This window comes from Eisenibacter elegans DSM 3317 (assembly GCF_000430505.1).
GTDB classification, from domain to species: domain Bacteria; phylum Bacteroidota; class Bacteroidia; order Cytophagales; family Microscillaceae; genus Eisenibacter; species Eisenibacter elegans.
The window spans coordinates 329,475-355,892 of record NZ_AUMD01000012.1; the positions used below are offsets into that span (position 1 = coordinate 329,475).

The following is a 26,418-nucleotide window of genomic DNA, read 5'->3' on the forward strand; positions in this document are numbered from 1 at the left end:
AAGCTTCAAGTCAAGATTAACGAATATTGATGACAACACTGTCAGTTACGATGACATTGCTTTTTTGGAGGGCGCGGTCGGCTATCTGTATCTCAAACCGGACGGTATCGTTACGAAAAGGATACAGGCTGTTAATAACGACATTGCGGAATAGAGTCCCTTGCAAGGGGCCTTTTTTACCTTCTACATTGAGCACAGGAAAGCGACCGTTGAGAGTAAAGTTAGGGGTCAGGAAAAATAAACTCTACATACTGCCCGTTTTGGCGGCGGAACATCCGCACAAAGTAGTTGAAGAAAAACTCATTGGGCGTGCCATCGGCGTTCAGCTCCTGAAAAGGGGGGTTGGTATCTGTTGCCGAAAGCCCCAAATCCCCATCTCCGTCCTGAAACTCAATGGCAATGATGATAGAGTCCCGTGTCAAGCCGTTTTCTGTTAGCTGAATAGACCGGATACTTTCAAATTTGATTTTGGGGCGGGTATCAAACTCGGGTTTTAAATAGCACTGGGTCAAAAAGCCTGCTGAGATAAGCAGCAGTAAGCAATAGGAGAGGTGTTTTGCGTTCATTGTGGTGAAGTATGGTATATGAAACCGTCAATTCAAATTTGTATTCAAAACTGCGAAAAGCTGCGCAAAGTTGCTAGAAATATACAAACTTCATGGCACTTAGGGTGCAATATCCAAAAAAAATCCCCTCTACACGACTGTAAAGGGGAGAATTGAGTATTACACCTAGAGAAGGGGCTTATTGTCGAATGATGACTTCGCGGCTTTTGCCGTTGACCGTAATGGTGGCTGTGCGGTTGCAAGTACCATCTCCATAATCAATGGAAGCGCTAGTACTGTTGTTGAAGTTGAAGTTAATCACGCCACTTACGAAGGTACGGGCACAACCGATACGCAAAGTTTTGATGAGGGGGTTGTTGCGGTCGATGGTAGCAGTAGCTGTACGTCCGTTGCTGCTAGTCAAAATCGCCACACCATTCCAGCGGAAGGTGTCATCAGAAAACACAAAGGGCGTGTCGCTACCTGCAATCCACTCACGGCTGCGATCGCAGCGCCAAACCAATGTACCCCCGTTGTTAGCCAGCCTAATGTTTAGGTCAGCATTGACTTGCTTGGTAGGAAACCCATTGGAGCCGTTGAGGCCTCTGTTGATGGTTTTTGTACCCGTTACTTGGTGGTCATTGACAAAGTAGTCTTCAAAGCTCACATTGGCTATCAAGCCATCTGTAAAATAGTTGCCAGTATATCGGGCGATGATTTTACCACGTCGGCTTTTGGCATCAGCACCTTGGCAGTTGGTGGTGCCAAAGTCGATGGTCAACTCACGGCTGTTGTCAGTTCGCGACACGCGGGTAATGGTAGCGCAATTGCCGATGGTGGCGTAGCTTACCTCCATACGTCCGGCCTCACGGGGGGCTTCTTGGCTTACTTCGGCTTCTTCGATGATTTGGATAATCTCATCGGATATTTCGGTGGCGAAGCCATCTTCTTCGGCAGCTTTGGCGGCAGCCTCTTCCGCATTACGTTCCATCAACCCTTTACAGGCATTCAGCCCTACAAAAAGGGGCAATATGAGTAGGAGGGCAAAGTATCTTGTTTTCATACAGTTTAACAAGGGGGGTTTGGTCAACAACTGATTTTATGCTCCTTAGACGCAGATTGAAATAATAAGTTTAATCTACAAAACAAAGACCCTGCCTCGGAGGTAGAGGCAAGGTCTTGTTTGTAAGGCAGAATGTATTTGCAGACTAGTAGCGGTACATTTCTGATTTGAAAGGTCCTTCTACAGCAACGCCAATATACTCGGCTTGCTCGGCAGTAAGTTCTTCCAGCTCTACCCCGATTTTGGCAAGGTGAAGTTTGGCTACCTTCTCGTCGAGGTGCTTAGGCAATACATATACTTCGTTTTTGTATTGGTCGTTGTTAGTCCAAAGCTCGATTTGCGCCAAAGTTTGGTTAGTAAACGAGTTAGACATTACAAACGATGGGTGTCCGGTAGCACAGCCAAGGTTTACAAGGCGGCCTTCGGCCAATACGATGATGTCGTTGCCTTCAACATTGTATAGGTCTACCTGAGGCTTGATAGTGTCCTTGGTATGGCCATAGTGTTTGTTCAACCAAGCCATATCGATTTCGTTGTCGAAGTGGCCGATATTACAAACGATGGTCTTGTCTTTCATCAGCTTGAAGTGCTCACCAGTGATGATATTTTTGTTGCCGGTAGCCGTAACGACAATGTCAGCACGAGGTACAGCATTGCTCATTTTCTTCACTTCGAAGCCGTCCATAGCCGCTTGTAGGGCACAGATGGGGTCGATTTCAGTAACAATTACGCGAGCGCCTGAGCCTTGGAGCGAAGCCGCAGAGCCTTTGCCTACGTCACCATAGCCAGCTACTACAGCTACTTTGCCGGCCATCATTACGTCAGTAGCGCGGCGGATGGCGTCTACCAATGATTCTTTACAGCCGTATTTGTTATCAAACTTAGACTTGGTTACTGAGTCGTTTACGTTGATAGCAGGCATAGGGAGTGTACCTTTGCGCATACGCTCATATAGGCGGTGAACACCAGTGGTAGTTTCTTCAGAAATACCTTTGATGTCTTTGGCAAGCGCAGGGTATTTATCCAATACAACGTTGGTCAAGTCGCCACCGTCATCCAAAATCATATTCAAAGCTTTGCCTTCTGGGAAAGCATACAAGGTTTGCTCGATGCACCACTCGTATTCTTCTTCTGTCATGCCTTTCCAAGCAAATACAGGGATACCGGCAGCGGCGATAGCAGCAGCGGCATGGTCTTGAGTAGAGAAGATGTTGCAAGAAGACCAAGTTACGTCAGCGCCCAAGGCTACCAAAGTCTCGATCAATACAGCGGTTTGGATGGTCATGTGCAAGCAGCCGGCAATGCGTGCGCCTTTGAGGGGTTGGCTAGCGCCAAATTCTTCACGCAAGGCCATAAGACCGGGCATTTCGGCTTCGGCCAATTGAATTTCTTTACGTCCCCAAGCAGCCAAGGAGATGTCTTTTACTTTATAATTTTGTGCTTCTACCATGATAGAGTGAAATGATTTGAACTGTAGATATGCAAAGGTACGTCAAAATGTACAAATAACCAGCGCTTTTTCTAGGCTTTCATAAGGCGTGGTTGCCACCAGCGATTATTCGGTATTAAACCTGCCATAACCGACGAGCCGGTCGGCGCGTGCGCCGGGGGGGCGGTGGTATACCAAGATGTCATAGGTATTTTGGGTTTCGACATAGCTGCCCTCTACCGGGGTGTGGCTCAGGGGTATAGCTGCGTTTTCCTGTTCTTGCCAGAGCGCATACATATAGTCATACATCCCCTGCTTGAGCAGTATATTGGTTTGGTAGGCTTCTTCTTCAGGATAATACCGCATCTTGTTTTCGGGCTCTCGCCGCCAATCATTAAAAGCCCCCATGACATAAACATCCCCTGAGAGTGGCGCGGCAGATTTCAGGGTAAAGTATACCTTCACATAATCCGACTCAGTGGGGCCTTGTTTGGACTCGGCGTGTTGGATATAAAATCCCCCATTCATATCTGGCTGCCGGAAATAAGGTTTGCCGGAGCGGTTGTCATCAAAAGCAATGCGGGCGCGGTTTTCTGTGCCACTCAGATCCAAGGCGGCAACTCTAAAGCCTTGGAATCGAATGCTTTGTAAATCAAACTGGCGGAACTCATTATTGCCCGGAAAATTATTCTTCCCGTCGAAGTGCTTGTATTCCAATACCCGCTCTGTTTCGCGGACGCTGGTGGGCTGTAGGCCATAAATGGCTTGATCCCAGCGGTAATTTTGGCGAATCACTACTTTGACCGACTCGCGAGGGTTGAAAATATCATACTGAGGGTAGGCTAGGCTGAAATCTATCTGTTGGTTTTGGTAAAGGCTGCCGATATTGGTCGATGAGCGTACTTCTGGCCGCACACTCACCTGAGTTTCATATACCATAAAGCGCTTGCTCAACACAATATCTTGCACATTATAGCCTCGATATACTACCAACAGATAGTTGCCGGAGGCCTTCAGCCGGGGTACTTCGAATCGGTAATGGACATAAGGCACTCGGGTATTGAAAGACAGCTCATAGTCCATAATAGGAAATTCATTAAACTCCATCAAGAAGTCCATATCATTCAAGACAGACTTTGTCCAGTCGGCATTACAATGATAAATTTTTATGTGATATGTTTGTGCTTGCGCATTTAGCTCATCAAACTCCAACACCAGCGGGCGGGTATCGCCAATAAAAGTGATAGGAGGAAAGAGTGTCCGCTCTACAGTGTTTTGTTGAGGGTATAGCAAGGCTGTTCGGATATTAGGCTCATAGTTGCGGTTGTCGAATACCAAGGTTTTTTGTGCAATACGTTGCGCATTTTCCGCATTGTTTTGGGCATTTTGAGCTTGGTATGTGGCGCTAGTAGGGGGCAAACACGCTACCGAGGAGCTAAGTATCAGGGTATAAACACAGAGACTGCGTAGAAATTTCATAGTCAAATTGCTTTTATATAGGTTGGGTGTACTCCAAGGTAAGGGAGCATTTCAAAAAAGGCTATCCAAAGTTAGTCAATTATACCCTCTTTGGAAATGGACAGGTTATCTGTTGGATAGTCCCTAACGGTATCACTCTTCAGGTATTTTTCAGCCACATAGTTGTGACACCATAGATGTATCGAAAATCCTTGATTATCAAGGAAATAAAATAAAGCCTAGTACAAGCTGTATGCTATATTTTTCGGCGTTTTTTGTCCCATAAGAAGGCGAGTGTAAAAGCCAGCAAGCCAACCCAGACAATATTGGTCAGTAGGCGGATAAAGTTTTGCCATTGATAAATAGCAAACTCGTTGCTATCAGTGGATATGCGGGTATATAGCCCCTGAAACAGCGGGCGGTCAGTTTGTGTGGGGAGCGGGTCGCCCGATATTTCGAGCGTAAACTTAGGGCTGAGCGTATCGTATTGTTGTTTGGCCGGATTGAAATACACAAAACTAAACAAATCGCGCAGTGGGTATTGCCCCGGAGCTTTGGCGATGAGGTTATAGGTAAATATTTTAGTGCCCGATACGCGGTTATTGCCCCTCAAGATAGTCTGTTGCATATCGCCTTGGTAAATATCAATATGCTCATGGTTTTGCGGTTCGAGCATCGTAACACTGGCCAGGTTGCCTTCTCCGCCAAGGGTGAGGGTCAGTGAAATACGCTCCCCAGTGTTAAATTTGAGCTTGGGTAAGCTCTCACGTAGTTGAAACGCCCCCACAGGCACATTGGATTTCTTGGCCATAGGTAGCGGCAACACAGCCACTTGCCGGGGCTGGGTATAATAGGTTTTGAAGTCGCTCACATCCGGCAACGTCAAAGATTGGGCATTTTTGATGTCTTTGTACTTAATCATCTTTAGGCCTACCTTGGGGAAAACGATAGACTGGGTAGTGAGGGGATAAAACGTTGCTTGGTAGATTTTGTATTGATAATACTCCTTGCCGGCAATGGTGATTTGCTCTTGTTGTATTTCGCTGATGTTGAAATCCTCCTCCCAACAGTGTGCAGGGCGTAAGCTTTTAAGAATATCGACCAATTGTGTGCCTACATCGTGAAACTGCAACCTAGCCCTATTGGTCCGTACGGCAGCATAGAAGGCCAGCATTACCGTCAGCCCTTGGCCTAAATAGACCTTGTCGGAGCTGACCGTCAGCCCCAAAAAGGCATCATCTTCGGCCTCACTCAGCTCTAGCTCTACGTTGGTCAGTGGGTCCTCCAACACATCTTCTAAATCAGGGTTAGCCGGGCTGACCCGAAGCTTTGTGCCTGGGCACTGGGTTGTTTTGCCATTGATTTGCATACTGAATGCCGGCACTACAATCTCTCCTTCACGCTTGGGATAATAGTATTGGATAATGGTATTGATGACGCTGCGCTGCCCGTCGATGACCTTGGTAGTTGAAGAAGACGAAGAGCCGCGCATCACCAGTCCGTCGATTTGAGGAAAACGGCTATGTGTTTGCAATGCCTCATCTTCTACCGAAATAGCAATACTAAATGCTTGATTCTTAGCTATTTGTACATCACCAAGCTCAATACTTGTTTTTTGAGCCTGCATTTTTTGTGGAATGAAAAAGGCCCAAAAACTAACATACATAAGATAAACCCAAAAAAATATTGGAAAAATATTATTGACCATTGCAAAAGTCTTTTGTTTTATGTATATTCGCAAGCGTAATGTTTTTGAGAGTCGTACGAACAGACACCTTCGTTCGTTCTTTTATCAATGTTACCACATTTTTAAACCTAAACCAAACAATGTTATGCTAGAATACGTGAAGACTATTCTCCAAAAGGTAAGCTTCGACAAAAACCTCTTCGAGAAAGAATTACGTAAGTCCATTGCCCGCTATTTGGAAACCGAAGAGGTTGACGAACTTAGAAAGTGGTGTTACGGGCAGTTTTCGCATTCCCAAGACCATGTCAAAATACTCAATGAGTGTTTTGCGTGGGCGGCCTAGCTAGGCTTAGTACTGTTGTTTGACTCTTTACTATTTACACTCATACTCTCCTCAGAAGGGTTGTAGCCAACAAACTGAATGTTGCGCTGCAGCCCTTCTAACTTTGTACGCTTGAGGGCTGATTTTTTGAACAATTTGCCAAACACCTCTGCTGTAATCTCTTCCCAGTCGGTCTTACGCATATCTTTGAGATCGGGGTGGGGCTCAAAAGCAGGCTCTTGATGTCCTTTAGCAAATCGGTTCCAAGGGCATACATCTTGACAAATATCACATCCAAAAATCCAATTTTCAAATTTACCCTTCATTTCTACCGGAATATGTTCTTTGAGCTCAATGGTAAAGTAAGAGATACACTTGCTACCGTCGACTTCGTAGGGAGTGATGGCCTCAGTGGGGCAGGCATCAATACAGCGGGTACAAGTACCACAGTAGTCGGCGGTGGGCGCGTCATATTCTAGCTCTAGGTCAATGATTAGCTCGGCGATGAAGAAGAAACTGCCAGCCTTTCGGCTGAGGAGGTTGGAGTGTTTGCCCTGCCAGCCTAGGCCTGCGCGCGCTGCCCAAGCCTTATCCATCACAGGGGCTGAGTCTACAAAAGCCCTGCCGCCTACCTCGCCTACGTGCTCTTGAAGGCGGCTGAGCAAGGTTTTGAGCTTGTCTTTGAGCACAAAGTGGTAGTCGGTGCCATAGGCATATTTGGAGATTTTGTAGTTGTCTGTTTCGGGTAGCGGGTTTGTGGGATAATAATTGTAGAGCAACGAAACCACCGACTTAGCACCTTCTACGAGCAGGCGCGGGTCTAGGCGTTTGTCAAAATGATTGGCCATATAGTGCATCTGCCCGTGTTTGTTTTGGTGCAGCCAGCGTTCTAACCGAGGGGCTTCCTCTTCCAAGAAATCAGCCTTGGCAATACCACAACTCAAAAAGCCAAGTGCTTGCGCCTCCTGCTTTATCCAATCGGTGTAGTGCCGGCGGCGGTTGATGGGGTGCATAGTCATTTGAATTATCGCGCAATCTTGAGTACTTTTGCCCAAAATGCAATTTATGGCAAAAATAGCACTTATTACCGGAATTACCGGCCAAGATGGCGCTTACTTGGCCGACTTTCTGCTCCAAAAAGGCTATGAGGTACACGGCATCAAGCGGCGCACATCGCTCATCAATACCGCCCGCATTGATGACCTCTACCAAGATCCCCACGAGCCTGATGTGCGCTTTAAGCTCCATTATGGCGACCTTACAGACTCGACCAACCTCATCCGCATCATTCAGGAGGTGCAGCCCGATGAGATTTATAACCTCGGCGCGATGAGCCACGTCAAAGTCAGTTTTGACATGCCCGAATATACCGCCGATGTGGATGCTCTGGGGACGCTACGCATCCTAGAGGCGGTACGCATCTTGGGTTTGACCGCTAAAACGCGTATTTACCAAGCCTCTACTTCTGAGCTGTATGGCTTGGTGCAGGCTGTGCCCCAAAGCGAAACAACGCCTTTCTACCCTCGCTCGCCCTATGCTGTAGCCAAACTGTATGCCTATTGGATTACGGTCAACTACCGTGAGGCGCACAGCATGTATGCCTGCAACGGCATCTTGTTTAACCACGAAAGCCCGCTGCGTGGTGAGACCTTCGTAACCCGCAAAATCACCCGCGCCGTAGCCCGCATCGCCCTAGGCTTGCAGCAGAAGTTTTATCTGGGCAACCTCGACGCACAGCGCGATTGGGGGCACGCCAAAGACTATGTAGAGGCCATGTACCTGATGTTGCAGCAAGATACCCCACGGGATTATGTGATTGCAACGGGCATTACGACTCCCGTGCGCGAGTTTGTGCGTAAAGCTTTTGCCTTCCTCGGCATCGATATCGAATTTAAGGGCACAGGTATCGACGAAGTTGCCCTAGTCAGCCACTGCCACCAACCAGCCTACCAACTCCCCAAAGGAATGGAAGTGTTGGCTATCGACCCACGCTATTTCAGGCCTACCGAAGTAGATCTGCTCATTGGCGACCCTACTAAGGCGCAAAGCGAGCTGCGCTGGCAACCACGCCATACGCTCGACTCCCTGATTGAAGATATGATGCAAGCCGATGTGGCGCTTTTTGAGCGGGAGCGTTATCTGCGCGCTGGTGGACACAAAATCCCTTCTAGCAATGATGAATAAAGACAGCAAAATATACATTGCCGGGCATCGGGGTATGGTCGGTTCGGCCATTGCCCGTAAGCTCCAAGCCCAAGGCTTTGAAAACCTCGTATTGCGCAACTCCTCAGCGCTAGACTTGCGCGATGGGCAGGCCGTAGCCGATTTTTTTGCCCAAGAAAAGCCCGAGTATGTCTTCTTGGCTGCCGCCAAAGTAGGAGGTATTGTGGCCAACAACACCTACCGTGCGGAGTTTTTGTATGACAACCTGATGATTCAGAACCACGTCATCCACCAAGCCTACCTCCACCAAGTCAAAAAACTTATGTTTCTAGGCTCTTCCTGCATTTACCCCAAACTTGCCCCGCAGCCGCTGAAAGAAGAATACCTGCTCAGTGGAGAGCTAGAGCCTACCAATGAGCCTTATGCTATTGCCAAGATTGCCGGCATCAAGATGTGCGAAGCCTACCGAGACCAGTACGGCTGTAATTTTATTGCCGTAATGCCTACCAATCTCTATGGTCCGGGAGACAACTACGACCTGCAAAAGTCGCATGTACTGCCCGCACTGCTGCGCAAGTTTCACGAAGCCAAGCAAAACCAACAAACCGAAGTAGAAATATGGGGCACAGGCAGCCCCTTACGGGAGTTCTTACACGTAGATGACCTCGCCGATGCTTGCATCTTTTTGATGCAAACCTACAACGAAAAGCCCTTTCTCAACGTAGGTACGGGAGAAGATTTGAGCATCCGCGACTTGGCCGAGATGATTGCCGAGGTGGTGGGCTATTCTGGAGCCATGCGCTTTGATACTTCCAAGCCCGACGGTACACCACGCAAACTGATGGATGTCAGTCGGTTACATCAGCTTGGGTGGCGACATCGCATCGGTCTTCGCCAAGGAATCGCACAAGTGTATCAAGAGAAATTCTTATAATTTTAGCCTAAAGTAGTATACTGTTTTATTGAAAATTACTTGTAAATCTCTCATATGAAATTACTCATCACCGGAGGAGCCGGATTTATTGGCTCACACGTAGTACGGCTATTTGTCAACAAATATCCCCAATACCAAATTGTGAATTTGGATAAACTAACCTATGCCGGCAACCTCGAAAACCTGCGGGATGTAGAAAAAGCGCCCAACTACCAGTTTGTGAAAGGGGATATTGTGGACGCTGATTTTGTGAATGCATTGTTCGCACAGCACCAGTTTGACGGGGTGCTCCACCTAGCCGCAGAATCACACGTAGACCGCTCCATCCTTGACCCGCTGGCCTTTGTGCAGACCAATGTCATCGGTACGGTCAATTTGCTCAATGCTGCCAAACAAAGCTGGCAGGGCAATACCGAAGGCAAACGCTTTTACCATATTTCTACCGATGAGGTATATGGCTCTCTGGACGAGGGTGGGTATTTTTTAGAAACCACCCCCTACGACCCACAGTCGCCCTACTCGGCCTCTAAGGCAGCCTCCGACCACTTTGTGCGGGCTTATCACAATACGTACAAGTTACCGATGGTGATTTCGAACTGCTCGAATAACTACGGCTCTCACCAGTTTCCCGAAAAACTGATTCCGCTCTTTATCCACAATATCCAGCACAACAAGCCCCTGCCGGTATATGGCAAAGGCGAAAATGTACGCGACTGGCTTTGGGTAGAAGACCACGCCCGCGCCATCGATGTTATCTACCATCAGGGCAAGGACGGCGACACCTACAACATCGGCGGCTTCAACGAGTGGAAAAACATAGACCTCATCCACCTACTTTGCCAGCAAATGGATGCCAAGTTAGGCCGCGCTGAAGGTACTTCTGCCCAACTTATCAGCTATGTAACCGACCGCGCCGGACACGATTTGCGTTATGCTATCGATGCCCAAAAGCTGATGAACGAGCTAGGCTGGAAGCCTTCGGTAACCTTTGAGGAAGGCTTGGCCAAAACCATTGACTGGTATCTGGAAAATACCCAATGGCTCGACAGCGTAACCTCTGGTGCTTACCAGCAATATTATCAGACCCAATATCAAAACCGATAACCGCTCAGGAAACACAATTATGAAAGGAATTATCTTAGCAGGTGGCTCTGGCACACGCCTCCACCCCCTGACCTATGCCATCAGCAAGCAACTCATCCCGGTCTATGACAAACCGATGATTTATTATCCGCTGTCGGTACTGATGATGGCCGGTATTCGTGATATACTCATCATCACCACCCCCCACGACCACGAGCTCTTCACGAAGCTTCTGGGCGATGGGCAGCGCCTAGGCTGCAACTTCAGCTATGCGGTACAGCCCTCGCCTGACGGGCTGGCGCAGGCCTTTGTCATCGGAGAAGAGTTTATAGGCCAAGACAAGGTCGCCCTTGTATTGGGGGATAATATCTTCTATGGCAGCGGCTTGGAGACTTTGCTACAGTCCAAAACCAACCCCGATGGCGGGGTGGTGTTTGCATACCACGTTTCTGACCCTGAGCGCTATGGGGTTGTGGAGTTTGATGCGCAGCAGCGTGCCATTTCGATAGAAGAAAAGCCACTCAAGCCTAAGTCAAACTATGCCGTGCCGGGGCTATATTTTTATGACAATGAGGTAGTGCATATTTCCAAAAACCTCAAGCCCTCTCCCCGTGGAGAGCTGGAAATCACCGACGTAAACAAAACCTATTTGGCCGCCGGCAAACTTTCGGTCGGTATTCTGGATAGAGGAACGGCTTGGCTCGACACCGGCACCTTCCAATCTTTGATGCAGGCCAGCCAGTTTGTACAAGTAATCGAAGAGCGCCAAGGACTGAAGGTAGGCTGTATCGAAGAGATAGCCTATCGTATGGGCTTTATCGATGCTGCCCAGCTCGAAGCGGCTGCCCAGCCCCTGCTCAAAAGTGGATATGGTACGTATTTGATGAACTTGTTAGCCACACAGTAGCCTATGGAATTTATCAAAACCGAATTTCCTGACCTTTGGATTATTGAGCCCAAAGTATTTGGAGACGAGCGCGGCTTTTTTTTGGAAAGCTTTCACCAACATAAGTTTGAGGAGGCGACAGGGCTGAAAAATACCTTTATCCAAGACAATCACTCCAAGTCGGCCTATGGGGTGTTGCGCGGCCTGCATTTTCAAAAACCTCCTTATACCCAAGCCAAACTGGTACGGGTAACCCAGGGCGAAGTGATTGATGTGGTGGTAGACCTGCGCCAAGGTTCGCCTACGTATGGGCGTAGCTTCAGCATTGTGCTTTCGGCAGAAAATAAGAAGCAGTTGTTTGTGCCCCGAGGTTTTGCCCACGGCTTTGCTGTGTTGAGCGAAACAGCAGAGTTTTTGTACAAATGCGACAATATTTATGCGCCCAGCCACGACTCCGGCGTAATTTACCATGATACGAGCCTTGCCATTGACTGGCAAATTGCCCAAGACCAAATCTTGGTATCGGCCAAAGACCAAGCCCTTCCGACTTTGGCGGAAGTATTGGCTCAGAACTATTTTGTGTATGAACAATAATTACCTTGCCCCCATCAGGGGGCATTCGTTTTTGGTAACCGGAGGCGCAGGGTTCATCGGAGGCCATTTGGTCGATGCACTGCTTGCAGCCGATGCCGGCAGAGTAATCATCTTAGATAATTTTGCCACCGGATACCGTCAAAACATTGCCGAAGCCCTGCAAGACGAACGCTGTAGCTTGATAGAGGGCGACATTCGGGACGGGGCCGTTTGTATGGAGGCCTGCGCAGGCGTAGATTATGTGTTGCACCAAGCCGCACTAGGCTCGATACCGCGCAGTATGGCGCAGCCACTAGCCACACACGAGGCCAACGTAACCGGATTTGTTAACATCCTCTGGGCAGCCAAAACACAAGGAGTGCGCCGAGTGGTGTATGCCTCCTCATCGTCGGTATATGGCAACAGCCCCCTGTTGCCAAGGCGCGAACAAGCCCTGGGGCAGGTACTCTCTCCTTATGCCTTGAGCAAGCTGGTCAATGAACAGTATGCCCAAGTGTTTGCCCTGGCCTATGGAATGGAGTTGATTGGCTTGCGCTATTTCAATGTCTTTGGCGCACGCCAAAACCCTCACGGCGCTTATGCTGCCGTCATTCCGCTCTTTATCAAGGCGTTGTTGCGGGGGGAGCAAGCCACCATCTATGGCGACGGAAGCCAAACACGTGATTTTACATATATCGACAATGTAGTACAGGCCAACTTACGGGCGCTTTTTGTGTCTGATGCTGAAGCCTGCGGAAAAGCCTACAACATTGGCTGCGGAACACGCACCAGTGTTTTGGCGCTCTACAAAACCATTCAACGCCTGATGGAAGCCTCTCAAGAGGTGGCACACGCCCCCAAACGTGCGGGGGATGTGTCAGATAGCTTGGCTGACATCAGCCTTGCCCGCACCTACTTGGGTTATGAGCCGAGTGTGAGCCTAGAAGAAGGCCTGCAAACGACCATCGGCTGGTATCGCCAACATATTGACCAAACCCCTTCGTATCGCCTATGACTCCTCCTCCTACCATCGCCATCATCGGTTTAGGGTATGTCGGCCTGCCGCTGGCGGTCGCTTTTGGGGCGCAATACCCCACGATAGGCTATGACATCAACCCTGAGCGCATCCGGCAGCTGCGGCAAGGGCTAGACCAAACCCTAGAGCTGGATACGGCACAAATGGCCGCTGCCAAGCACTTACAGTATACCGATGAGCCTACGCACATTGGCCGTGCCCAATACTTCATCATCACCGTACCCACGCCCATTGATGCGGCCAACCAGCCCGACCTCAGCCCCCTGAGGCGAGCGACGCAACTGGTAGCGCCCTACCTCAAACAGGGGGATGTGGTCGTGTATGAGTCTACGGTATACCCGGGATGTACGGAAGAGGTCTGTGTGCCTATTTTGGAGGAGCTGAGCGGGCTGCGCTACAACCAAGACTTTTTTTGCGGGTATTCGCCGGAGCGCATCAACCCGGGCGACAAAAAACATACGCTGCCCAACATCATCAAGGTAGTCAGCGGTAGCACACCTACGGTGGCGCAGGCCTTGGCAGACTTGTATGGCAGCATTATCCCGGCAGGCATCCACCTCGCACCGTCAATCAAGGTAGCCGAGGCGGCCAAGGTTATTGAAAATGCCCAACGCGATATCAACATCGCTTTTATGAATGAGTTGGCCATTATTTTTGACAAGCTTGGCATCCGAACAGAAGACGTACTGGCGGCTGCTCGGACGAAGTGGAACTTCCTGCCTTTTCACCCCGGACTGGTGGGGGGGCACTGTATCGGGGTAGATCCTTATTACCTGACCCACAAGGCACAAAGCCTAGGCTACCACCCCGAAGTCATCCTTGCTGGTAGACGTATCAACGACTATATGGGGACGTATGTGGCCCAGCAGATGGTCAAGCAGATGGCCGCTGAGAAAAAGTTGCGCACGGGTGCTAAAGTTTTAATCTTAGGATTTACTTTTAAACCTAATATTCCCGATATTCGCAACACTAAGGTGATTGATGTCGTAAGGGAGTTGGAGTCTTTTGGCCTGACCGTAGATATTTTCGACCCATTGGCCAACGCCGCCGAAGTACAACAACATTATGGCCTACATCTCCTGCCTACAATGCCTGCGCTGGAAGCCTACGACCATCACGCCCTACTGGTCAAACACGACTGGTTTGCCGAACAAGCACAAACGCTAAAAGGGCTTTTGTGAGAAATTTAATTTGAATTATGCATACTATACCTAAAACCATACTCATTACAGGAGGCGCTGGATTTGTGGGGTCTTCATTGGCTATCAACCTCAAGCAAAAATATCCTCATTATGAGGTAATTGCGTTTGACAACCTCAAACGCCGTGGCTCTGAACTCAACCTTCCCCGTTTGGCAGAGGCAGGCATTCAGTTTGTACACGGTGATATCCGTCAAAAAGCTGATTTTGACAGTCTTCCCGCTCAGGTAAATACCATCATCGAGGCTTCGGCAGAACCATCTGTATTGGCAGGGCTTGATGGTACGCCTGACTACTTGGTAGATACCAACCTCAATGGGACGATTAACTGCCTGTATTTTGCCAAAAAAACAGGGGCAGATTTTATCTTCCTCTCTACCAGTCGTGTGTATCCGATAGAAAATATCGAGAAGAGTCTGTTTGAAGAGGCCGAAACTCGTTTTGTATTGCAAGATCAACAAAGCTTGCCGGGTATCTCGGCCAAAGGCATTGCCGAGGATTTCCCTCTGGGTGGGTATCGTTCACTATACGGGGCTACTAAGTTGGCTTCGGAGTTGATGATTCAGGAGTTTCAACAATTTTACGGTCTCCGTACTGTCATCAACCGCTGTGGTGTCTTGACAGGGCCTTGGCAAATGGGTAAGGTGGATCAAGGCGTGGTGGTATTGTGGATGGCTAGGCACTTTTGGCAAGGAAAATTGGGCTATTTTGGCTATGGAGGTCAAGGCAAGCAGGTGCGTGATATGTTACATACTGACGATTTGTTTGGCCTGATTGACTGGCAGATGCATCATCTTGACCAAATCAATGGAGAAGTGTTCAATGTAGGGGGCGGGGTAGAAACCAGCGCCTCTTTGCAAGAACTGACCCGTATCTGTGAAGAAATCACGGGAAATCGCATCGAAATTCAACAAGTGCCTGAGAATCGTGTGGCCGATATCCGCATCTACCTTACCGACAATAGCAAGGTAAGCGCAGCCACTGGATGGACACCCCAAAAGCGTGTGCCTGAGATTATGCAGGAAATCTATGCGTGGATGAAAACACACCAAGATGCGCTGAAAAAAATATTGTCATAAGAAAATCTTTATTACACCTAATCAAATGCTTTTGTAAAATCCTGAAATACAATGAAAATCGCCTTAATCACTGGAGCTGCCGGGCTTATCGGTAGCGAGTCTGTTGCCTTCTTTGCGGAGAAATTTGACTTGGTCGTAGGGGTTGATAACAACCTCCGAGAATACTTTTTTGGTAAAGATGGTTCTGTAGAATGGAACAAAAACCGCCTAGAAGAGCAGTTTAGTAACTATAAACACTACAGTGTAGACATCCGCGATGTAGCCGGTTTGGAAACCATCTTTAAAGAATATGGTACAGACCTCAAGCTCATTGTACATACTGCCGCCCAACCCAGCCACGACTGGGCTGCCAAAGAGCCATTTACTGACTTTTCAGTAAATGCCACAGGCACACTCAATATGCTGGAAATGACACGCCTGCATTGCCCTGAGGCGGTATTCATTTTCACTTCTACCAACAAAGTATATGGTGATACGCCCAATTTTCTGCCCCTAGTGGAGCTAGAGACTCGTTGGGAAATTGCCGAAGACCACGCCTATTACGCTCACGGTATTGATGAGCAAATGAGTATAGATCATAGCAAACACTCGCTTTTTGGCGCTTCTAAAGTAGCGGCAGATGTGCTGGTACAAGAATATGGGCGTTATTTTGGCCTGAAGACAGGCGTGTTTAGAGGCGGCTGCCTTACAGGACCCAATCACTCAGGGGCACAGCTGCACGGCTTCTTGGCCTACCTGATGAAGTGCGCCATCACAGGCAACCACTACACCGTATTTGGCTACAAAGGCAAGCAAGTGCGCGACAATATCCATAGCTGGGACTTGGTCAATATGTTTTGGCACTTCTACCAAAACCCTAAAGAAGGAGAGGTGTACAATGCCGGAGGCGGACGATTTGCCAACTGCTCTATGCAAGAAGCCATTGTACTTTGTGAAGAAATCACAGGCAACAAAATGAGCTATAGCTACTCAGAAACCAACCGCATTGGCGACCATATTTGGTATGTGAGTGATTTGCGCAAGTTTAAAACCCATTACCCTGAATGGGATTGGAAATATGACCTCAAAGATACGCTTACTCAGATGTTTCATAATATGAAAGCTAGGGTGTAATCTGACACCAAGCAATGATACAACTTCCTGATATGACAAATTTTCAGGAAGTTGTTGTTTTTCTACCCATCACGCTATCTATTCTTACTTCACTACGTATATATGCTTTTGAGCAAAAAAAATAATATTGTTTTTTATGTCTTAGGTAGTCTTATTACTATTGGCTACTTGTCCATAGTATACTATCTTACTCCTAATGTTCCTAATTGGGATGATTATGATGCTGTGCTGCGATTTTTAGCTGATTATAAGAGCAGTACGGGTGTCTTAGCAAAGTTCAAGTTATTATTTTCGCAGCACAATGAGCACCGCATTGTTTTGGATAGGGTGATTATTCTCGGCTCTTATGCAGTGATAGGTACTGTTCATTTTAAGTGGTTGGCTGTTGTCGGTAATCTGTTTTTATTGGCCTTGTTGGCACTACTGTGGAAAGTTTATCAGGAATTTTTCACACCTCATAATTGGCCTTGGTGGGTATTTCTCCCAATGGCATTGATGGTACTCAGCCTTCAAAACTGGCAGAATAGTTTTTGGGCCATGGCTTCTATTCAGAATTATGGGGTCATTTTTTTTAGCTTTATCGCATTCTATTCCCTCAATCGAAATAGTAATCAGTTTTTTATTGTAGCAATCATTGCTGCTATTGTTGCTGTATATACTAGTGGCAGTGGTTTGTTAGCCTTTATTTTGGGCGCTGCTTTTATTTGGCATCAATCACAAGGTTTCAAACGATTAAGTATTTGGAGCGGTATCGGTTTATTGACGATAGCTAGCTATTTTTATAATTATCATAGCCATTCAGGCCACCCCAGTCCACTAAAGACCATTATAAAACAACCAGATTTACTGCTTCCTCATTATTTCACCTTTCTAGGCAGCACGGCGCAGCCTCTAGGGCTTTTATTTACTATCCTCTTAGGTTTTGCTGTAGTTGTGTTCTTCTTGTGGTTGTTGCAACAGCGCTATGATAAACACAATGTCTTATTATTTACTTTTTTTGTGTGGATATTACTCTCTGCGGCATTGGTTTCGGTTTCACGCGCTGGGTTTGGAGTTTTGCAGGCGCTTGACTCTAGGTATTATATCTATGGTATTTTATTGTTGATAATCGTACTGTGGATTATGATGAGTTTAACAAAAGCCTCGTCCAAACAGATGTTGTTATGGGGGGCAGGAGTGTGGGTGCTTTCTTTAGGACTTCATTTAACAGCTTTTTTGCAATCTTTCCCGGCTTTGTCTAATACCAGCGAACAGTTGCGGTATGGCGCTGCTTGTTATCACGAAGGGCATCGTTATAGTTCGTTATCATACCCAGATCAAACCATTGCACGTGAGATACTGCGTCGGTGTGATAGCCTTGGCATTTATCGACTAAATCATATCAAGTATGCCGATTTGGCCTCTCGAAAAAGCTATGAGTTTAGAAAATATGAGGAAACGGACCACATCAAAAGCGATTTTAAGTTTGAAGCCCACCCAGACCTCTTGTTTATTGATAATGGCTGGGCATTTGAGGAGGGCATGCCTACCGAAAACAGTCGGGTATTTGTTGTATTGCGAAATACACAAACCAAAGAACAATACACCTATCATACTATCCGACACTACAGGCACGATGTAGGAGCGTATTATCAAAACCATCATTACGATTGGGCCGGATTTACCTTTATTTTACCCAAGAGCCACCTCCCAAAAGGAAGGTATCAAGTAGGGATTATGATTAAACATAGGCACGGGCCTTTTAAGTTGCGTGCCCGTCAGGTGTTGAAGTGGATGGAGCACGATGTTTTGCAATAGTATTTTGTGATAGAATAACAACCAATAAAACCTATGTTTCCTTTACTGATTCGGGTATCAACAAAGCCGCTTGTTCGTTCAGTACCGGATAATGGTCTATCCTAGTAGATGGCCAAAGACCTTTGCAACTCCCCCAACTTTGGGTAAAAGCTGAGATAATGAGTCGCTTACTTAGTTATCTGTCTCCTTAATGTAGGTTGTTATCTTAGATTTGGCGTAGCCTTGTGGGTGTTCAATATAAAGATACACCTCATAGGCTTTTTGCTTGGGGATATATTTGGTAGGTATTTTGAAGCCAAATCCAGTATTGAAGTAGAAGGGATTGTTTTCAAAAGCCATTACTACATCGGGGCGTTGTGCCATAGCTGCTTTGAAGCTGATGGTAGTTTGGTCCGTAGGGTCTTCAAAAACTAAATAAATTTGACTTTGTGTAGCATCTAACCCTTCTACAAATGCCCAACCATTGTTGATGGTTATTAAGTCGGGTTGAGCTATCCAGTGATGACTTGTCTTTATGGGGATATCCAATGCTAACGCTGCTGGCCATTGTTTTTTGATGGGTTTTTGTGTTTTCAGTGGCAACTGTCCGAGCTGTCGCTTTACAGTAAATGTACCTAGATGAGTAGGAAAAGCTTGAAAAGTATGACTGCTATCTGGTGGTGTAGCAAAAAACTGCTCTACTTGTTGACTCCACGAAGTAGTATAATACATACTGCGGTCATAATGAAAGCGCGAAGGAATCCCCACCAAGCAGGCCATTAAAAACAAGGCTCCGAAAATCCATCGGTAACTCGAAGTAACTTGATGCCAAGCGAAATAAAGTAGAAACAACCACATCACGGCTATAGACAGGAAGTAGCGCTCACCATTGAGCAGCTCATTACCAACCAATAAATGCCCAAACATACGATGAAAACCGCTGATTGTAGTAAGCGTCGTGACTATCAACAAAGCCGCTAAAAAGGGATTGCGGCTACGCCATACTTGCCACCCTAATGCGAGCCACAAAGTCAGACCGGCTATGATGAGTGGAACGGATTGAAAGCCCACCTTGGTATTCCCTCTCAATAGGGTGAGCAATATATCGCCAAAGGTTGCCCCAATCACCGTTTTATATACCCAAAGCCCGGGGAAGTAACGCACATAAAGCCAGATGTCCGGGCGTATGCCGGTATCGTCCATCCCTCCGGTAAATGAGTCTGACACCCATAAAAAATAGCCTTGTACCAAAATACCCATAGTAAGAATACCCAAAGCCATCTTGGTAGGCCGGTAACGATACAGCAGCCATACCACCCCTACGGCTAGGGCATAAAACACAACAAATGGGCCGGTGAGGACTAATATTACTAAAAGAATATATTCTAGATTTTGCACCCAAGGCTTGATAGGGGGCGCTGCGTAGAGCAATATCAAGGCTAAAAAAGGCAAATACCACTGGATATTGGTAATGCTTCCATAAGTTTCATATCCAATAGGGCATAAAATATATACTATGCTGAATACCAACAGTAATAATTTGTTGGGAAAATACATATCCAATCTGCCTGATAGTAAATACACTATGGGAACAAACTGTAATAAGGCCGCTATTAAAGTATATGTTACAGGAATTAACTCTATGGGAACAATCAAGCCACTTAACGCAACGATACGAATAGCAGTATGCAGGTATCCGTGATATGGTGTGTAAATAGTATGTATACCTAAGTTGTAAGCTTCTTGAAAAAAAACAGCACCGTCTTCCATCCAAAATTCAGCCCCTATCAAAAGTGGCATTGTTCGAATCCAATGTATCAGGAATAATAGAAATAGAGATAGTATTTGTTCTTTTGGATTTAGCAATCTAGTTATTTTGGAGGTGTGCATTGCAGGTCAATGGTCATATTATTGTATCACAAAGATATTAAATTTTCTAACATACCGTTCTTATCAAGGCAACTTTTGTCTTTCTATGACGTTTATTTTCCAATGAATTGCGCTGTAACCCTTAAGATGCCAATTTGATATGTATATTTGCAAACAAACTGCGTCTCTTTTTTTGAAGCAGCCTCAAATCTTACCGACTTACCCTCTCTGATGCTTGTTGTTATGAAACTCTCTATTGTCATCCCGGCCTATAACGAAGAAGGTTCTATCGCAGAGACTATCCAAACGTTATATGATACATTATCGCACGAGGGAATTCCTCACGAGATAGTCGTTACGAACGATAACTCTAAAGACAATACTGCCTTGATTTTGGAGGAGCTTAAACAACAAATCCCCACCTTGGTATACTACACCAACAAAGGCCCCAATGGCTTTGGGTATGCTGTACGTTATGGTTTAGAGCGTTTTACGGGAGACTGTGTGGCGGTGATGATGGCCGATTTGTCGGACGACCCCGAAGACTTAGTAAAATTTTACCGGACAATGGTGGAGGGTGATTATGACTGTGTTTTCGGCAGCCGCTTTATCAAAGGAGGCAAGACTGTAGACTATCCAAAGCTCAAAAAAATCATCAATCGCTTGGCTAACTTTATTGTCCGAGTAGCGGTAGGGATGCGCTACAATGATACCACCAACGCCTTTAAGTTATATAAACGCGAGACAATGGAAGGACTAAAGCCGTTTTTGTCCCCTCATTTTAACCTCACGCTAGAGCTTCCCCTAAAAGCGATTGTACGTGGATATAGCTACACAGTGTTGCCCAACAGTTGGACGAACCGTAAGTCGGGCGAATCGAAGCTAAAAATACGTGAAATGGGCAGTCGTTATTTCTTCATCCTGATGTACTGCCTGATTGAAAAATTCTTTTCCCGTGGGGATTATAAAAAAGAGCGTACTACTGTAAAAGCACATACGCCACAATAACTTTACCACATAAAACACGATTTCGTTTTGCGCTAAATCATCCGATTAGCAGTAAAATCACAAACATTATGAGCACTGACGCTCCTCAAGGCATCCAGCGTGTACTCCAAAATTTTATGGCTTTAGGGCTAATGCAAGTGGCCAACTTCTTGTTGCCTTTGCTTGTAATTCCCTACCTCACCCGTGTGATTGGGATAGAGCTGTATGGGACCGTCAATTGGCTACATGCATTGATGATATACTTGGCCATTTTTACAGATTATGGCTTCCAAATCACTGCTACTAGAGAGGTGGCTGTACACCGCTCGAATCTAGCAATGATATCCAAGATTTTCTACAAAATATTGTTTACCCGCATCATCCTTTGTTTGACTGCAGGGATATTGTTGTGGGTTGGTGTTCAGACGATTCCTGCATTACAAACAGAGCGCTGGGCTGCCTATTTGGGCTTTAGCTTTGTAATAGGACAAGCATTGTCTCCCGTGTGGTTTTTTCAAGGAATGGAACGAATGTTTTATATTACTATTCTGACAGTGATTGCCAAGCTGTTGTTTACAGTATTAGTTTTTGTTTTGGTACAATCTCCACATGACTATGTGTATGTGCTTTTTTACCAAGGGCTAGGATGGGTTGTAGCGGGAGGGCTTGGTACGATACTGGCCATTAGGCTCTTTAGGCTACAGTGGGTTCGCCCTTCTGTGCAGGAGGTTTGGGAAGAGTTGTACTCAGGTTGGGGAGTATTTTCTACCAACTTGTCTGTAGCCTCTTATACCACTGCTAATTTGTTGTTATTAGGGCTTTGGGAAACAGACAAGCAGGTAGTAGGGTATTACAGTGTCGCCGAAAAAGTGGTGACAGCCTTACGACAAATCTTGGTTACATTTTCTCAGGCTACCTATCCTCGGGTGTGTCAGTTAGCCCAACAAAGCCATAGTACGCTAAGGGTGTTTTATCGTCGCTTACATTTGCCTTTTGTAGGACTGATTGCCGGCGGTACAATCCTACTTTGGTTTTTGGCCCCTCAAGTATTATGGATAGTTAGTGGCGAAACGTCGGAATCGATGGTGATGTATCTGCGCCTTCTAATTTGGATTCCGCTAGTGGTGGCTACCAACATCCCTTTTTATCAAACACTGTTGGCTTATAACCTTTCTAAGGGTTATGTTAGAGTAGTCAATGCCGGATTTGTGCTGAACTTGTGTTTAAATGCACTATTGCTTACATACTTCTCCGCCCTTGGTAGCAGTTTATCTTTTCTCTTAACAGAAATCTTTATAAGCATCGCTTTGGTGATTGCTTTGGAGCGACATAACTCATCAAAATCAATTGTATTTGTATCACATGAATTCATACGAAAATAAAGACCTCTCGTACTTTTCTAATGCGAGACGTGATTTGATATCTTTGGTTCCTCAAAACCCTGAAAATAAAATTTTGGAGTTAGGAGCCGGTAGTGGGAGTACTTTAGTAGAACTCAAAAAAATGGGACTTGCCCAAGAGGTTGTTGGGATAGAACTCCTTCAGATGCCTAATACTGATCAGTCAAATCCTATTATTGATGCACTCATTTTTGGCAATATAGAAGAGTTTACCCCTAACTTACCACTAGGGTATTTTGATGTAATATTGGCTGGTGATGTATTTGAGCATCTTATCACTCCTCATCAAGTAGTAGCTAAGCTTGAGCCTTTTTTAAAGCCCGGAGGATTGCTGATTAGTAGTATCCCTAATATCCGAGAGATTAGCGCGTTATACCGCATCGCTATTAAAGGAGAATTTACATATGAGGATTCGGGTATATTTGATCAAACACATATGCGTTTTTTCTGTAGAAAAAATATTATAGAACTGATGACCAGTGTGCCTAGTCTAAAACTTGTCAAAATACACAGTAACTTGGACTTACAACCGGAAGCGCGCCGACGGAGGTTGTTCAACAAACTTAGTGGAAGGGTATTTGAACAGTTTTTGAGCATGCAGTACTTAACTATTGTTCAAAAACATCAATAATATAGTTTTGATGAGTTAAAAATCAGGTTTAGTTTATTCAATCAAACTTTGGTCTCTTTGAAACTTGCAGCCATTGTGGTCTTGTATCATCCATCCGCAGAGGTATGGCATAATATCAAAAGTTATGCTTCGGCAGTAGAGGCGCTGATATTAATAGACAATAGCCCTCAGGCACTGGAAGATGCTGAAGGGCGTTGGGAATCGTTTGTATCTCAGGTTCATTACCGACATTTTTCTGAAAACCTTGGCGTAGCCTCCGCGCTCAATGAAGGGGTGCAGATTGCGTTAGATGTGGGCTGTACACACGTGTTAACCATGGATCAAGATAGCGCGTTTGCCTCTGGCGATATTGGCGTGCTGTGCCAGATATGGAATCAGTTGGCACAAACTACACGAATAGGCATTTTGTCTCCTAATCATACCCCTAACGCATCACTACCTGACACTAGTCCTAGGTCTACACTCCTTGTCATGACCTCCGGCAATATACTTTCTTTAGAAGCCTATCAGGCTTGCGGACGATTTGAGGATAAACTTTTTATTGACCACGTAGACCATGAATACTGTTTAAGGCTTCAACAAAATGGCTGGCAGGTATGGGTAGCCCCATCTGTCGTATTAGCACATGGGCTGGGAGTTCAAAAATCCATTCGGTTGCTAGGGCTTACTTGTGGGAGCTTTATTTCTCATACCCCGCTACGAGGGTACTACATGTGGCGCAATGGACGTTGGGTTTCTAATAAGTATCGCCAAAAGTTTCCACAATTCCGTCGAGTAGTTCGCAAGATTTTGTTTAAGGAATTTATCAAGACCCTCCTTTGGGAAAATCAACGTTGGGAGCGCCTTCGGCTATTTTGGCAAGCCAACCAAGACTATCGCCAGAACCGGATGGGGTCTTGGCAACCCAAAAAGACCAAAGGATGATTTCTGTTGAATAGTTTGAAACTACCAAACAAAGCCCTAATTTTACCCACCAAAGTTAGATTACACGACCCATTTGCGAGCCTAATCTGATTTTTTAGCTTAACTCAAGAGTACACCCTTGACTATGAATACCAACCCCACCACCAATACAAATCAGGAATTGAGTCTTGTAGACTTATTTATAAAAATCATTCGTGTTTGGAGAAGACACAGACAGAAGCTTCCCATAGCCATTATTCTTTCTATTGTTGGTTTTGGAAGCGCCTATTTTGCGTTCTCTCCGGTATATACCACATCAATGGTAGTCAGCTCTAAGGAACTGAGTTACTTGACTGCCAATCCTATCATCGAGACACTCCGCGAACTAATCAGGGAAAAAAACTATGAGGAACTAGGCCGTAGACTCAATCTTACAGCAAAGGAAGCTGCACTTATTTATCGCATCAAGGCCTCTCCTTTGTTACAAAACCCCATGGAATTAGAAAGGGTGCGCATCTATCAGAATCGTGAAGAGGCTGCCCCGCGTGAGGCATTTGTTGTTGAAGTAAAAGTGCATAAAAATGAAGTATTGCCCAAGTTACAAGATGGCCTATTGAAGTATTTTGAGCAAAATACCTATGTCAAAACGCGCAGAGAAATCGACAATAAAAATCGCCAAGCACTCATTAACCGTATTGAAGCCGAAATAGCTGCGATGGATACTCTTAAAACCGCACTTAATCAAGCGGTTACTAGAACTCAAACGGGTGTAAACCTTATAAATCCGGGGGAAATCTTTGAAAAATCGGCTTATCTTAAAAGATTTTCCCTCCAACTAGAAAAAGATATAGCGCTTTCACAAGACCTTCAAGTGATAGAAGCATTCACCCAATATAGTAAACCTAGTAGCTTTGACCTCAAAAAAACACTGGCATTAGGTTTGTTAGCCGGTATCTTGGTTTGGATTATTTGGGTGTTAGTTGTTGAGTTGAAGCGCCTTATTCAAAGGGCTGAAAGTCTCATTGGATAATACTTATTCTGTATAGCTCTCATGGCGCTAATCTCATCTAAAATACGACTCAACACGCTTCATTGGAGTGATATCTTCTTTATGATATTACTGCTAGAGTTATTTATGGGCGGTGGCGGCCGGTTGTTGGATATTGGAACACTCAGTGTACGGATGTACTTTTTCATGGCGGCTACAGGGCTTAGCTTACTCTATCTCATTATCAGACAGCATATCTCACTGGATATTCTTGTCTTATTGGCTGTATTCACACTCTTACACGGGATGGCTTTTGTGGTAGCCTATGCCAATAATGTACCGATGGAGCGGGTATTGCTTGATTTTAAGCCACTATCTTTTTTCTACATCATTCTGTTTTTTTCTTATAAAATCCGACGAATAGAGGATGTACTTTGGGTTGTTGATTTAATCCGCATCGCAGCGCTCTTATTGGCTGTGATATATCTGATAGTATTTGTTTTGCTGAATCTAAGGCTTATCAATTTTGCGTTATTTTGGCATGCAACCTATGCCTCCGAAGAATTTTTTTTTAGAGGGCAAATGGCTTTTCTATACAAAGGGTTTGTGTATCTTGTGATTGGTTTCTTCTTTTTGTTCCGAGGCAAACACTGGCAATATAAAGCGTTTGCCGTGTTACTGGCCTTGGCTACATTTCTGACTTTCACTAGGGGGTTTATTGTGGCTTGGGGAGTTACTTATATTATATATTTAGCATTGTTTGGAAAAAATAAAATACTCATCTTGATTTTCAGCCTAATCATTCCAATACTTGTGCTACTTGCTTGGCAATATACAGACAGCCTCTTGGGTGATAAGATGTATTCAGACGGAGTTCGATTTTTACAAGTATACCAAGTGCTAGATATGATTACGCCTTATTCCGTTATTCTTGGGCACGGGTTAGGAGTAGGTATTGGTATTCGAGATTTGCACATGGAAGTTGCCTATCTCGAGATTTTCCATAAACAAGGAATAATCGGTTTGGCTTTTTGGGGTGGGATATTCTTGGTCATCACTTGGAAGTTTGCTCAAGCAGTGCAAAAAGGTAATTTGGAATTGGCATTACCATTTTTTTTGGCTGTTGTATTTATGTATGTTGAGTCTGTAACCAATCCTTTTTTACTAAGCCCACTGGGGATGGGCTTGGTGTTGTTGGCTTGGGTTTGCCTGAGCGTATTGAGCCTAAAAACATTCCAAGAAACCCTCTACCCCTTAGATCATTCAAGGGAATTATCCCAAGCCTAATCCTCTC

At 45.8% G+C, this 26,418-nt stretch carries 25 protein-coding genes; 17 read left to right on the forward strand and 8 right to left on the reverse strand.

Going from position 1 to position 26,418, the window contains the following annotated elements:
* Window positions 1-16: 16 nt before the first annotated feature.
* From G499_RS0105015 to G499_RS18800, 6 genes are all read right to left on the reverse strand, one after another.
* A complete protein-coding gene (locus G499_RS0105015) occupies window positions 17-196 on the reverse strand; it encodes a hypothetical protein (protein WP_026999037.1) in 180 nt (59 codons plus the stop codon).
* 25 nt (window positions 197-221) lie between these two features.
* Window positions 222-566 carry a hypothetical protein gene (locus tag G499_RS0105020; RefSeq protein ID WP_026999038.1) on the reverse strand — a complete coding sequence of 115 codons (345 nt, stop codon included), beginning with the start codon at window positions 564-566 and terminating at the stop codon, window positions 222-224.
* 178 nt (window positions 567-744) lie between these two features.
* A complete protein-coding gene (locus G499_RS0105025; RefSeq protein ID WP_026999039.1) occupies window positions 745-1,608 on the reverse strand; it encodes a hypothetical protein in 864 nt (287 codons plus the stop codon).
* Between the two features lie 145 nt (window positions 1,609-1,753).
* On the reverse strand, window positions 1,754-3,058 hold the full coding sequence (gene ahcY, locus G499_RS0105030) for an adenosylhomocysteinase (protein WP_026999040.1): 1,305 nt from the start codon (window positions 3,056-3,058) through the stop codon (window positions 1,754-1,756).
* Window positions 3,059-3,163: 105 nt separating this feature from the next.
* The gene (locus tag G499_RS18795; RefSeq protein WP_051295921.1) at window positions 3,164-4,516 is read right to left on the reverse strand and encodes a type IX secretion system plug protein; all 1,353 of its coding nucleotides are present in this window, start codon (window positions 4,514-4,516) and stop codon (window positions 3,164-3,166) included.
* A 235-nt stretch (window positions 4,517-4,751) separates the two neighbouring features.
* Window positions 4,752-6,122 carry a BatD family protein gene (locus tag G499_RS18800; RefSeq protein WP_161627696.1) on the reverse strand — a complete coding sequence of 457 codons (1,371 nt, stop codon included), beginning with the start codon at window positions 6,120-6,122 and terminating at the stop codon, window positions 4,752-4,754.
* A 205-nt stretch (window positions 6,123-6,327) separates the two neighbouring features.
* Between G499_RS18800 and G499_RS0105045 the strand changes: the two genes are divergently transcribed.
* Window positions 6,328-6,525, forward strand: a complete 198-nt coding sequence (locus tag G499_RS0105045; protein WP_026999041.1) for a hypothetical protein — start codon at window positions 6,328-6,330, stop codon at window positions 6,523-6,525.
* On the opposite strand, the gene queG is transcribed toward G499_RS0105045, so the two are convergent.
* The gene (gene queG, locus G499_RS18805; protein ID WP_051295923.1) at window positions 6,522-7,517 is read right to left on the reverse strand and encodes a tRNA epoxyqueuosine(34) reductase QueG; all 996 of its coding nucleotides are present in this window, start codon (window positions 7,515-7,517) and stop codon (window positions 6,522-6,524) included. The genes G499_RS0105045 and queG overlap by 4 nt on opposite strands.
* Before the next feature lie 52 nt (window positions 7,518-7,569).
* Between queG and gmd the strand changes: the two genes are divergently transcribed.
* The 10 genes from gmd to G499_RS0105100 all read left to right on the forward strand — a co-directional run bounded on the left by gmd (window position 7,570) and on the right by G499_RS0105100 (window position 18,367).
* Window positions 7,570-8,688, forward strand: coding sequence for a GDP-mannose 4,6-dehydratase (gmd, locus tag G499_RS0105055; protein WP_026999042.1), 1,119 nt, complete (start codon window positions 7,570-7,572; stop codon window positions 8,686-8,688).
* Window positions 8,681-9,601, forward strand: a complete 921-nt coding sequence (fcl, locus tag G499_RS0105060) for a GDP-L-fucose synthase (protein WP_026999043.1) — start codon at window positions 8,681-8,683, stop codon at window positions 9,599-9,601. Before gmd ends, fcl begins: the two co-directional genes overlap by 8 nt.
* Before the next feature lie 54 nt (window positions 9,602-9,655).
* Window positions 9,656-10,705, forward strand: a complete 1,050-nt coding sequence (rfbB, locus tag G499_RS0105065) for a dTDP-glucose 4,6-dehydratase (RefSeq protein WP_026999044.1) — start codon at window positions 9,656-9,658, stop codon at window positions 10,703-10,705.
* Window positions 10,706-10,724: 19 nt separating this feature from the next.
* Window positions 10,725-11,591 carry a glucose-1-phosphate thymidylyltransferase RfbA gene (gene rfbA / locus G499_RS0105070; RefSeq protein ID WP_026999045.1) on the forward strand — a complete coding sequence of 289 codons (867 nt, stop codon included), beginning with the start codon at window positions 10,725-10,727 and terminating at the stop codon, window positions 11,589-11,591.
* A gap of 3 nt (window positions 11,592-11,594) precedes the next feature.
* Window positions 11,595-12,164, forward strand: a complete 570-nt coding sequence (gene rfbC, locus G499_RS0105075) for a dTDP-4-dehydrorhamnose 3,5-epimerase (protein ID WP_026999046.1) — start codon at window positions 11,595-11,597, stop codon at window positions 12,162-12,164.
* Complete coding sequence (locus G499_RS0105080) at window positions 12,154-13,158, forward strand: SDR family oxidoreductase (RefSeq protein WP_051295924.1); 1,005 nt, start codon at window positions 12,154-12,156, stop codon at window positions 13,156-13,158. Before rfbC ends, G499_RS0105080 begins: the two co-directional genes overlap by 11 nt.
* A complete protein-coding gene (locus G499_RS18810) occupies window positions 13,155-14,360 on the forward strand; it encodes a nucleotide sugar dehydrogenase (RefSeq protein WP_051295925.1) in 1,206 nt (401 codons plus the stop codon). The genes G499_RS0105080 and G499_RS18810 overlap by 4 nt, the downstream gene beginning before the upstream one ends.
* 17 nt (window positions 14,361-14,377) lie before the next feature.
* Complete coding sequence (locus tag G499_RS0105090; protein WP_035726574.1) at window positions 14,378-15,457, forward strand: NAD-dependent epimerase/dehydratase family protein; 1,080 nt, start codon at window positions 14,378-14,380, stop codon at window positions 15,455-15,457.
* A gap of 51 nt (window positions 15,458-15,508) precedes the next feature.
* Window positions 15,509-16,570, forward strand: coding sequence for an NAD-dependent epimerase/dehydratase family protein (locus G499_RS0105095; RefSeq protein ID WP_026999049.1), 1,062 nt, complete (start codon window positions 15,509-15,511; stop codon window positions 16,568-16,570).
* Window positions 16,571-16,672: 102 nt separating this feature from the next.
* Window positions 16,673-18,367 (forward strand): hypothetical protein, encoded by a 1,695-nt coding sequence (locus G499_RS0105100; protein WP_026999050.1) that lies wholly within the window; start codon window positions 16,673-16,675, stop codon window positions 18,365-18,367.
* A gap of 171 nt (window positions 18,368-18,538) precedes the next feature.
* Here the strand turns inward: G499_RS0105100 and G499_RS0105105 are convergent, their stop codons facing one another.
* Entirely contained in the window at window positions 18,539-19,903 is a 1,365-nt protein-coding gene (locus G499_RS0105105) for a hypothetical protein (protein ID WP_026999051.1), read from the reverse strand.
* A gap of 555 nt (window positions 19,904-20,458) precedes the next feature.
* Between G499_RS0105105 and G499_RS0105110 the strand changes: the two genes are divergently transcribed.
* The 6 genes from G499_RS0105110 (at window position 20,459) to G499_RS0105135 (ending at window position 26,411) form a co-directional block, all read left to right on the forward strand.
* Entirely contained in the window at window positions 20,459-21,223 is a 765-nt protein-coding gene (locus tag G499_RS0105110; protein ID WP_026999052.1) for a glycosyltransferase family 2 protein, read from the forward strand.
* A 68-nt stretch (window positions 21,224-21,291) separates the two neighbouring features.
* Window positions 21,292-22,584 carry an oligosaccharide flippase family protein gene (locus tag G499_RS0105115; RefSeq protein WP_026999053.1) on the forward strand — a complete coding sequence of 431 codons (1,293 nt, stop codon included), beginning with the start codon at window positions 21,292-21,294 and terminating at the stop codon, window positions 22,582-22,584.
* Entirely contained in the window at window positions 22,565-23,233 is a 669-nt protein-coding gene (locus G499_RS0105120; RefSeq protein ID WP_035726575.1) for a class I SAM-dependent methyltransferase, read from the forward strand. The genes G499_RS0105115 and G499_RS0105120 overlap by 20 nt, the downstream gene beginning before the upstream one ends.
* 57 nt (window positions 23,234-23,290) lie before the next feature.
* A complete protein-coding gene (locus G499_RS0105125; RefSeq protein ID WP_026999055.1) occupies window positions 23,291-24,157 on the forward strand; it encodes a glycosyltransferase family 2 protein in 867 nt (288 codons plus the stop codon).
* 124 nt (window positions 24,158-24,281) lie between these two features.
* Complete coding sequence (locus G499_RS0105130; RefSeq protein WP_154658318.1) at window positions 24,282-25,166, forward strand: hypothetical protein; 885 nt, start codon at window positions 24,282-24,284, stop codon at window positions 25,164-25,166.
* Window positions 25,167-25,247: 81 nt separating this feature from the next.
* Window positions 25,248-26,411 (forward strand): hypothetical protein, encoded by a 1,164-nt coding sequence (locus G499_RS0105135; protein ID WP_026999057.1) that lies wholly within the window; start codon window positions 25,248-25,250, stop codon window positions 26,409-26,411.
* Window positions 26,412-26,418: the final 7 nt, after the last annotated feature.

Excerpts from the sequence above, each read along its gene's own strand:
- G499_RS0105045 (WP_026999041.1), top strand. The coding sequence starts at position 6,328 with ATGCTAGAATACGTGAAGACTATTCTCCAAAAGGTAAGCTTCGACAAA.
- G499_RS0105135 (WP_026999057.1), top strand. The coding sequence starts at position 25,248 with ATGATATTACTGCTAGAGTTATTTATGGGCGGTGGCGGCCGGTTGTTG.
- G499_RS18795 (WP_051295921.1), bottom strand. The coding sequence starts at position 4,516 with ATGAAATTTCTACGCAGTCTCTGTGTTTATACCCTGATACTTAGCTCC.
- G499_RS0105120 (WP_035726575.1), top strand. The coding sequence starts at position 22,565 with ATGAATTCATACGAAAATAAAGACCTCTCGTACTTTTCTAATGCGAGA.
- queG (WP_051295923.1), bottom strand. The coding sequence starts at position 7,517 with ATGCACCCCATCAACCGCCGCCGGCACTACACCGATTGGATAAAGCAG.
- G499_RS0105090 (WP_035726574.1), top strand. The coding sequence starts at position 14,378 with ATGCATACTATACCTAAAACCATACTCATTACAGGAGGCGCTGGATTT.
- gmd (WP_026999042.1), top strand. The coding sequence starts at position 7,570 with ATGGCAAAAATAGCACTTATTACCGGAATTACCGGCCAAGATGGCGCT.
- G499_RS0105110 (WP_026999052.1), top strand. The coding sequence starts at position 20,459 with ATGAAACTCTCTATTGTCATCCCGGCCTATAACGAAGAAGGTTCTATC.
- fcl (WP_026999043.1), top strand. The coding sequence starts at position 8,681 with ATGAATAAAGACAGCAAAATATACATTGCCGGGCATCGGGGTATGGTC.
- rfbA (WP_026999045.1), top strand. The coding sequence starts at position 10,725 with ATGAAAGGAATTATCTTAGCAGGTGGCTCTGGCACACGCCTCCACCCC.
- ahcY (WP_026999040.1), bottom strand. The coding sequence starts at position 3,058 with ATGGTAGAAGCACAAAATTATAAAGTAAAAGACATCTCCTTGGCTGCT.
- G499_RS0105020 (WP_026999038.1), bottom strand. The coding sequence starts at position 566 with ATGAACGCAAAACACCTCTCCTATTGCTTACTGCTGCTTATCTCAGCA.
- G499_RS0105095 (WP_026999049.1), top strand. The coding sequence starts at position 15,509 with ATGAAAATCGCCTTAATCACTGGAGCTGCCGGGCTTATCGGTAGCGAG.
- G499_RS18800 (WP_161627696.1), bottom strand. The coding sequence starts at position 6,122 with ATGCAGGCTCAAAAAACAAGTATTGAGCTTGGTGATGTACAAATAGCT.
- rfbC (WP_026999046.1), top strand. The coding sequence starts at position 11,595 with ATGGAATTTATCAAAACCGAATTTCCTGACCTTTGGATTATTGAGCCC.
- G499_RS0105080 (WP_051295924.1), top strand. The coding sequence starts at position 12,154 with ATGAACAATAATTACCTTGCCCCCATCAGGGGGCATTCGTTTTTGGTA.
- G499_RS0105025 (WP_026999039.1), bottom strand. The coding sequence starts at position 1,608 with ATGAAAACAAGATACTTTGCCCTCCTACTCATATTGCCCCTTTTTGTA.
- G499_RS0105105 (WP_026999051.1), bottom strand. The coding sequence starts at position 19,903 with ATGTATTTTCCCAACAAATTATTACTGTTGGTATTCAGCATAGTATAT.
- G499_RS0105100 (WP_026999050.1), top strand. The coding sequence starts at position 16,673 with ATGCTTTTGAGCAAAAAAAATAATATTGTTTTTTATGTCTTAGGTAGT.
- G499_RS0105130 (WP_154658318.1), top strand. The coding sequence starts at position 24,282 with ATGAATACCAACCCCACCACCAATACAAATCAGGAATTGAGTCTTGTA.
- rfbB (WP_026999044.1), top strand. The coding sequence starts at position 9,656 with ATGAAATTACTCATCACCGGAGGAGCCGGATTTATTGGCTCACACGTA.
- G499_RS0105115 (WP_026999053.1), top strand. The coding sequence starts at position 21,292 with ATGAGCACTGACGCTCCTCAAGGCATCCAGCGTGTACTCCAAAATTTT.
- G499_RS18810 (WP_051295925.1), top strand. The coding sequence starts at position 13,155 with ATGACTCCTCCTCCTACCATCGCCATCATCGGTTTAGGGTATGTCGGC.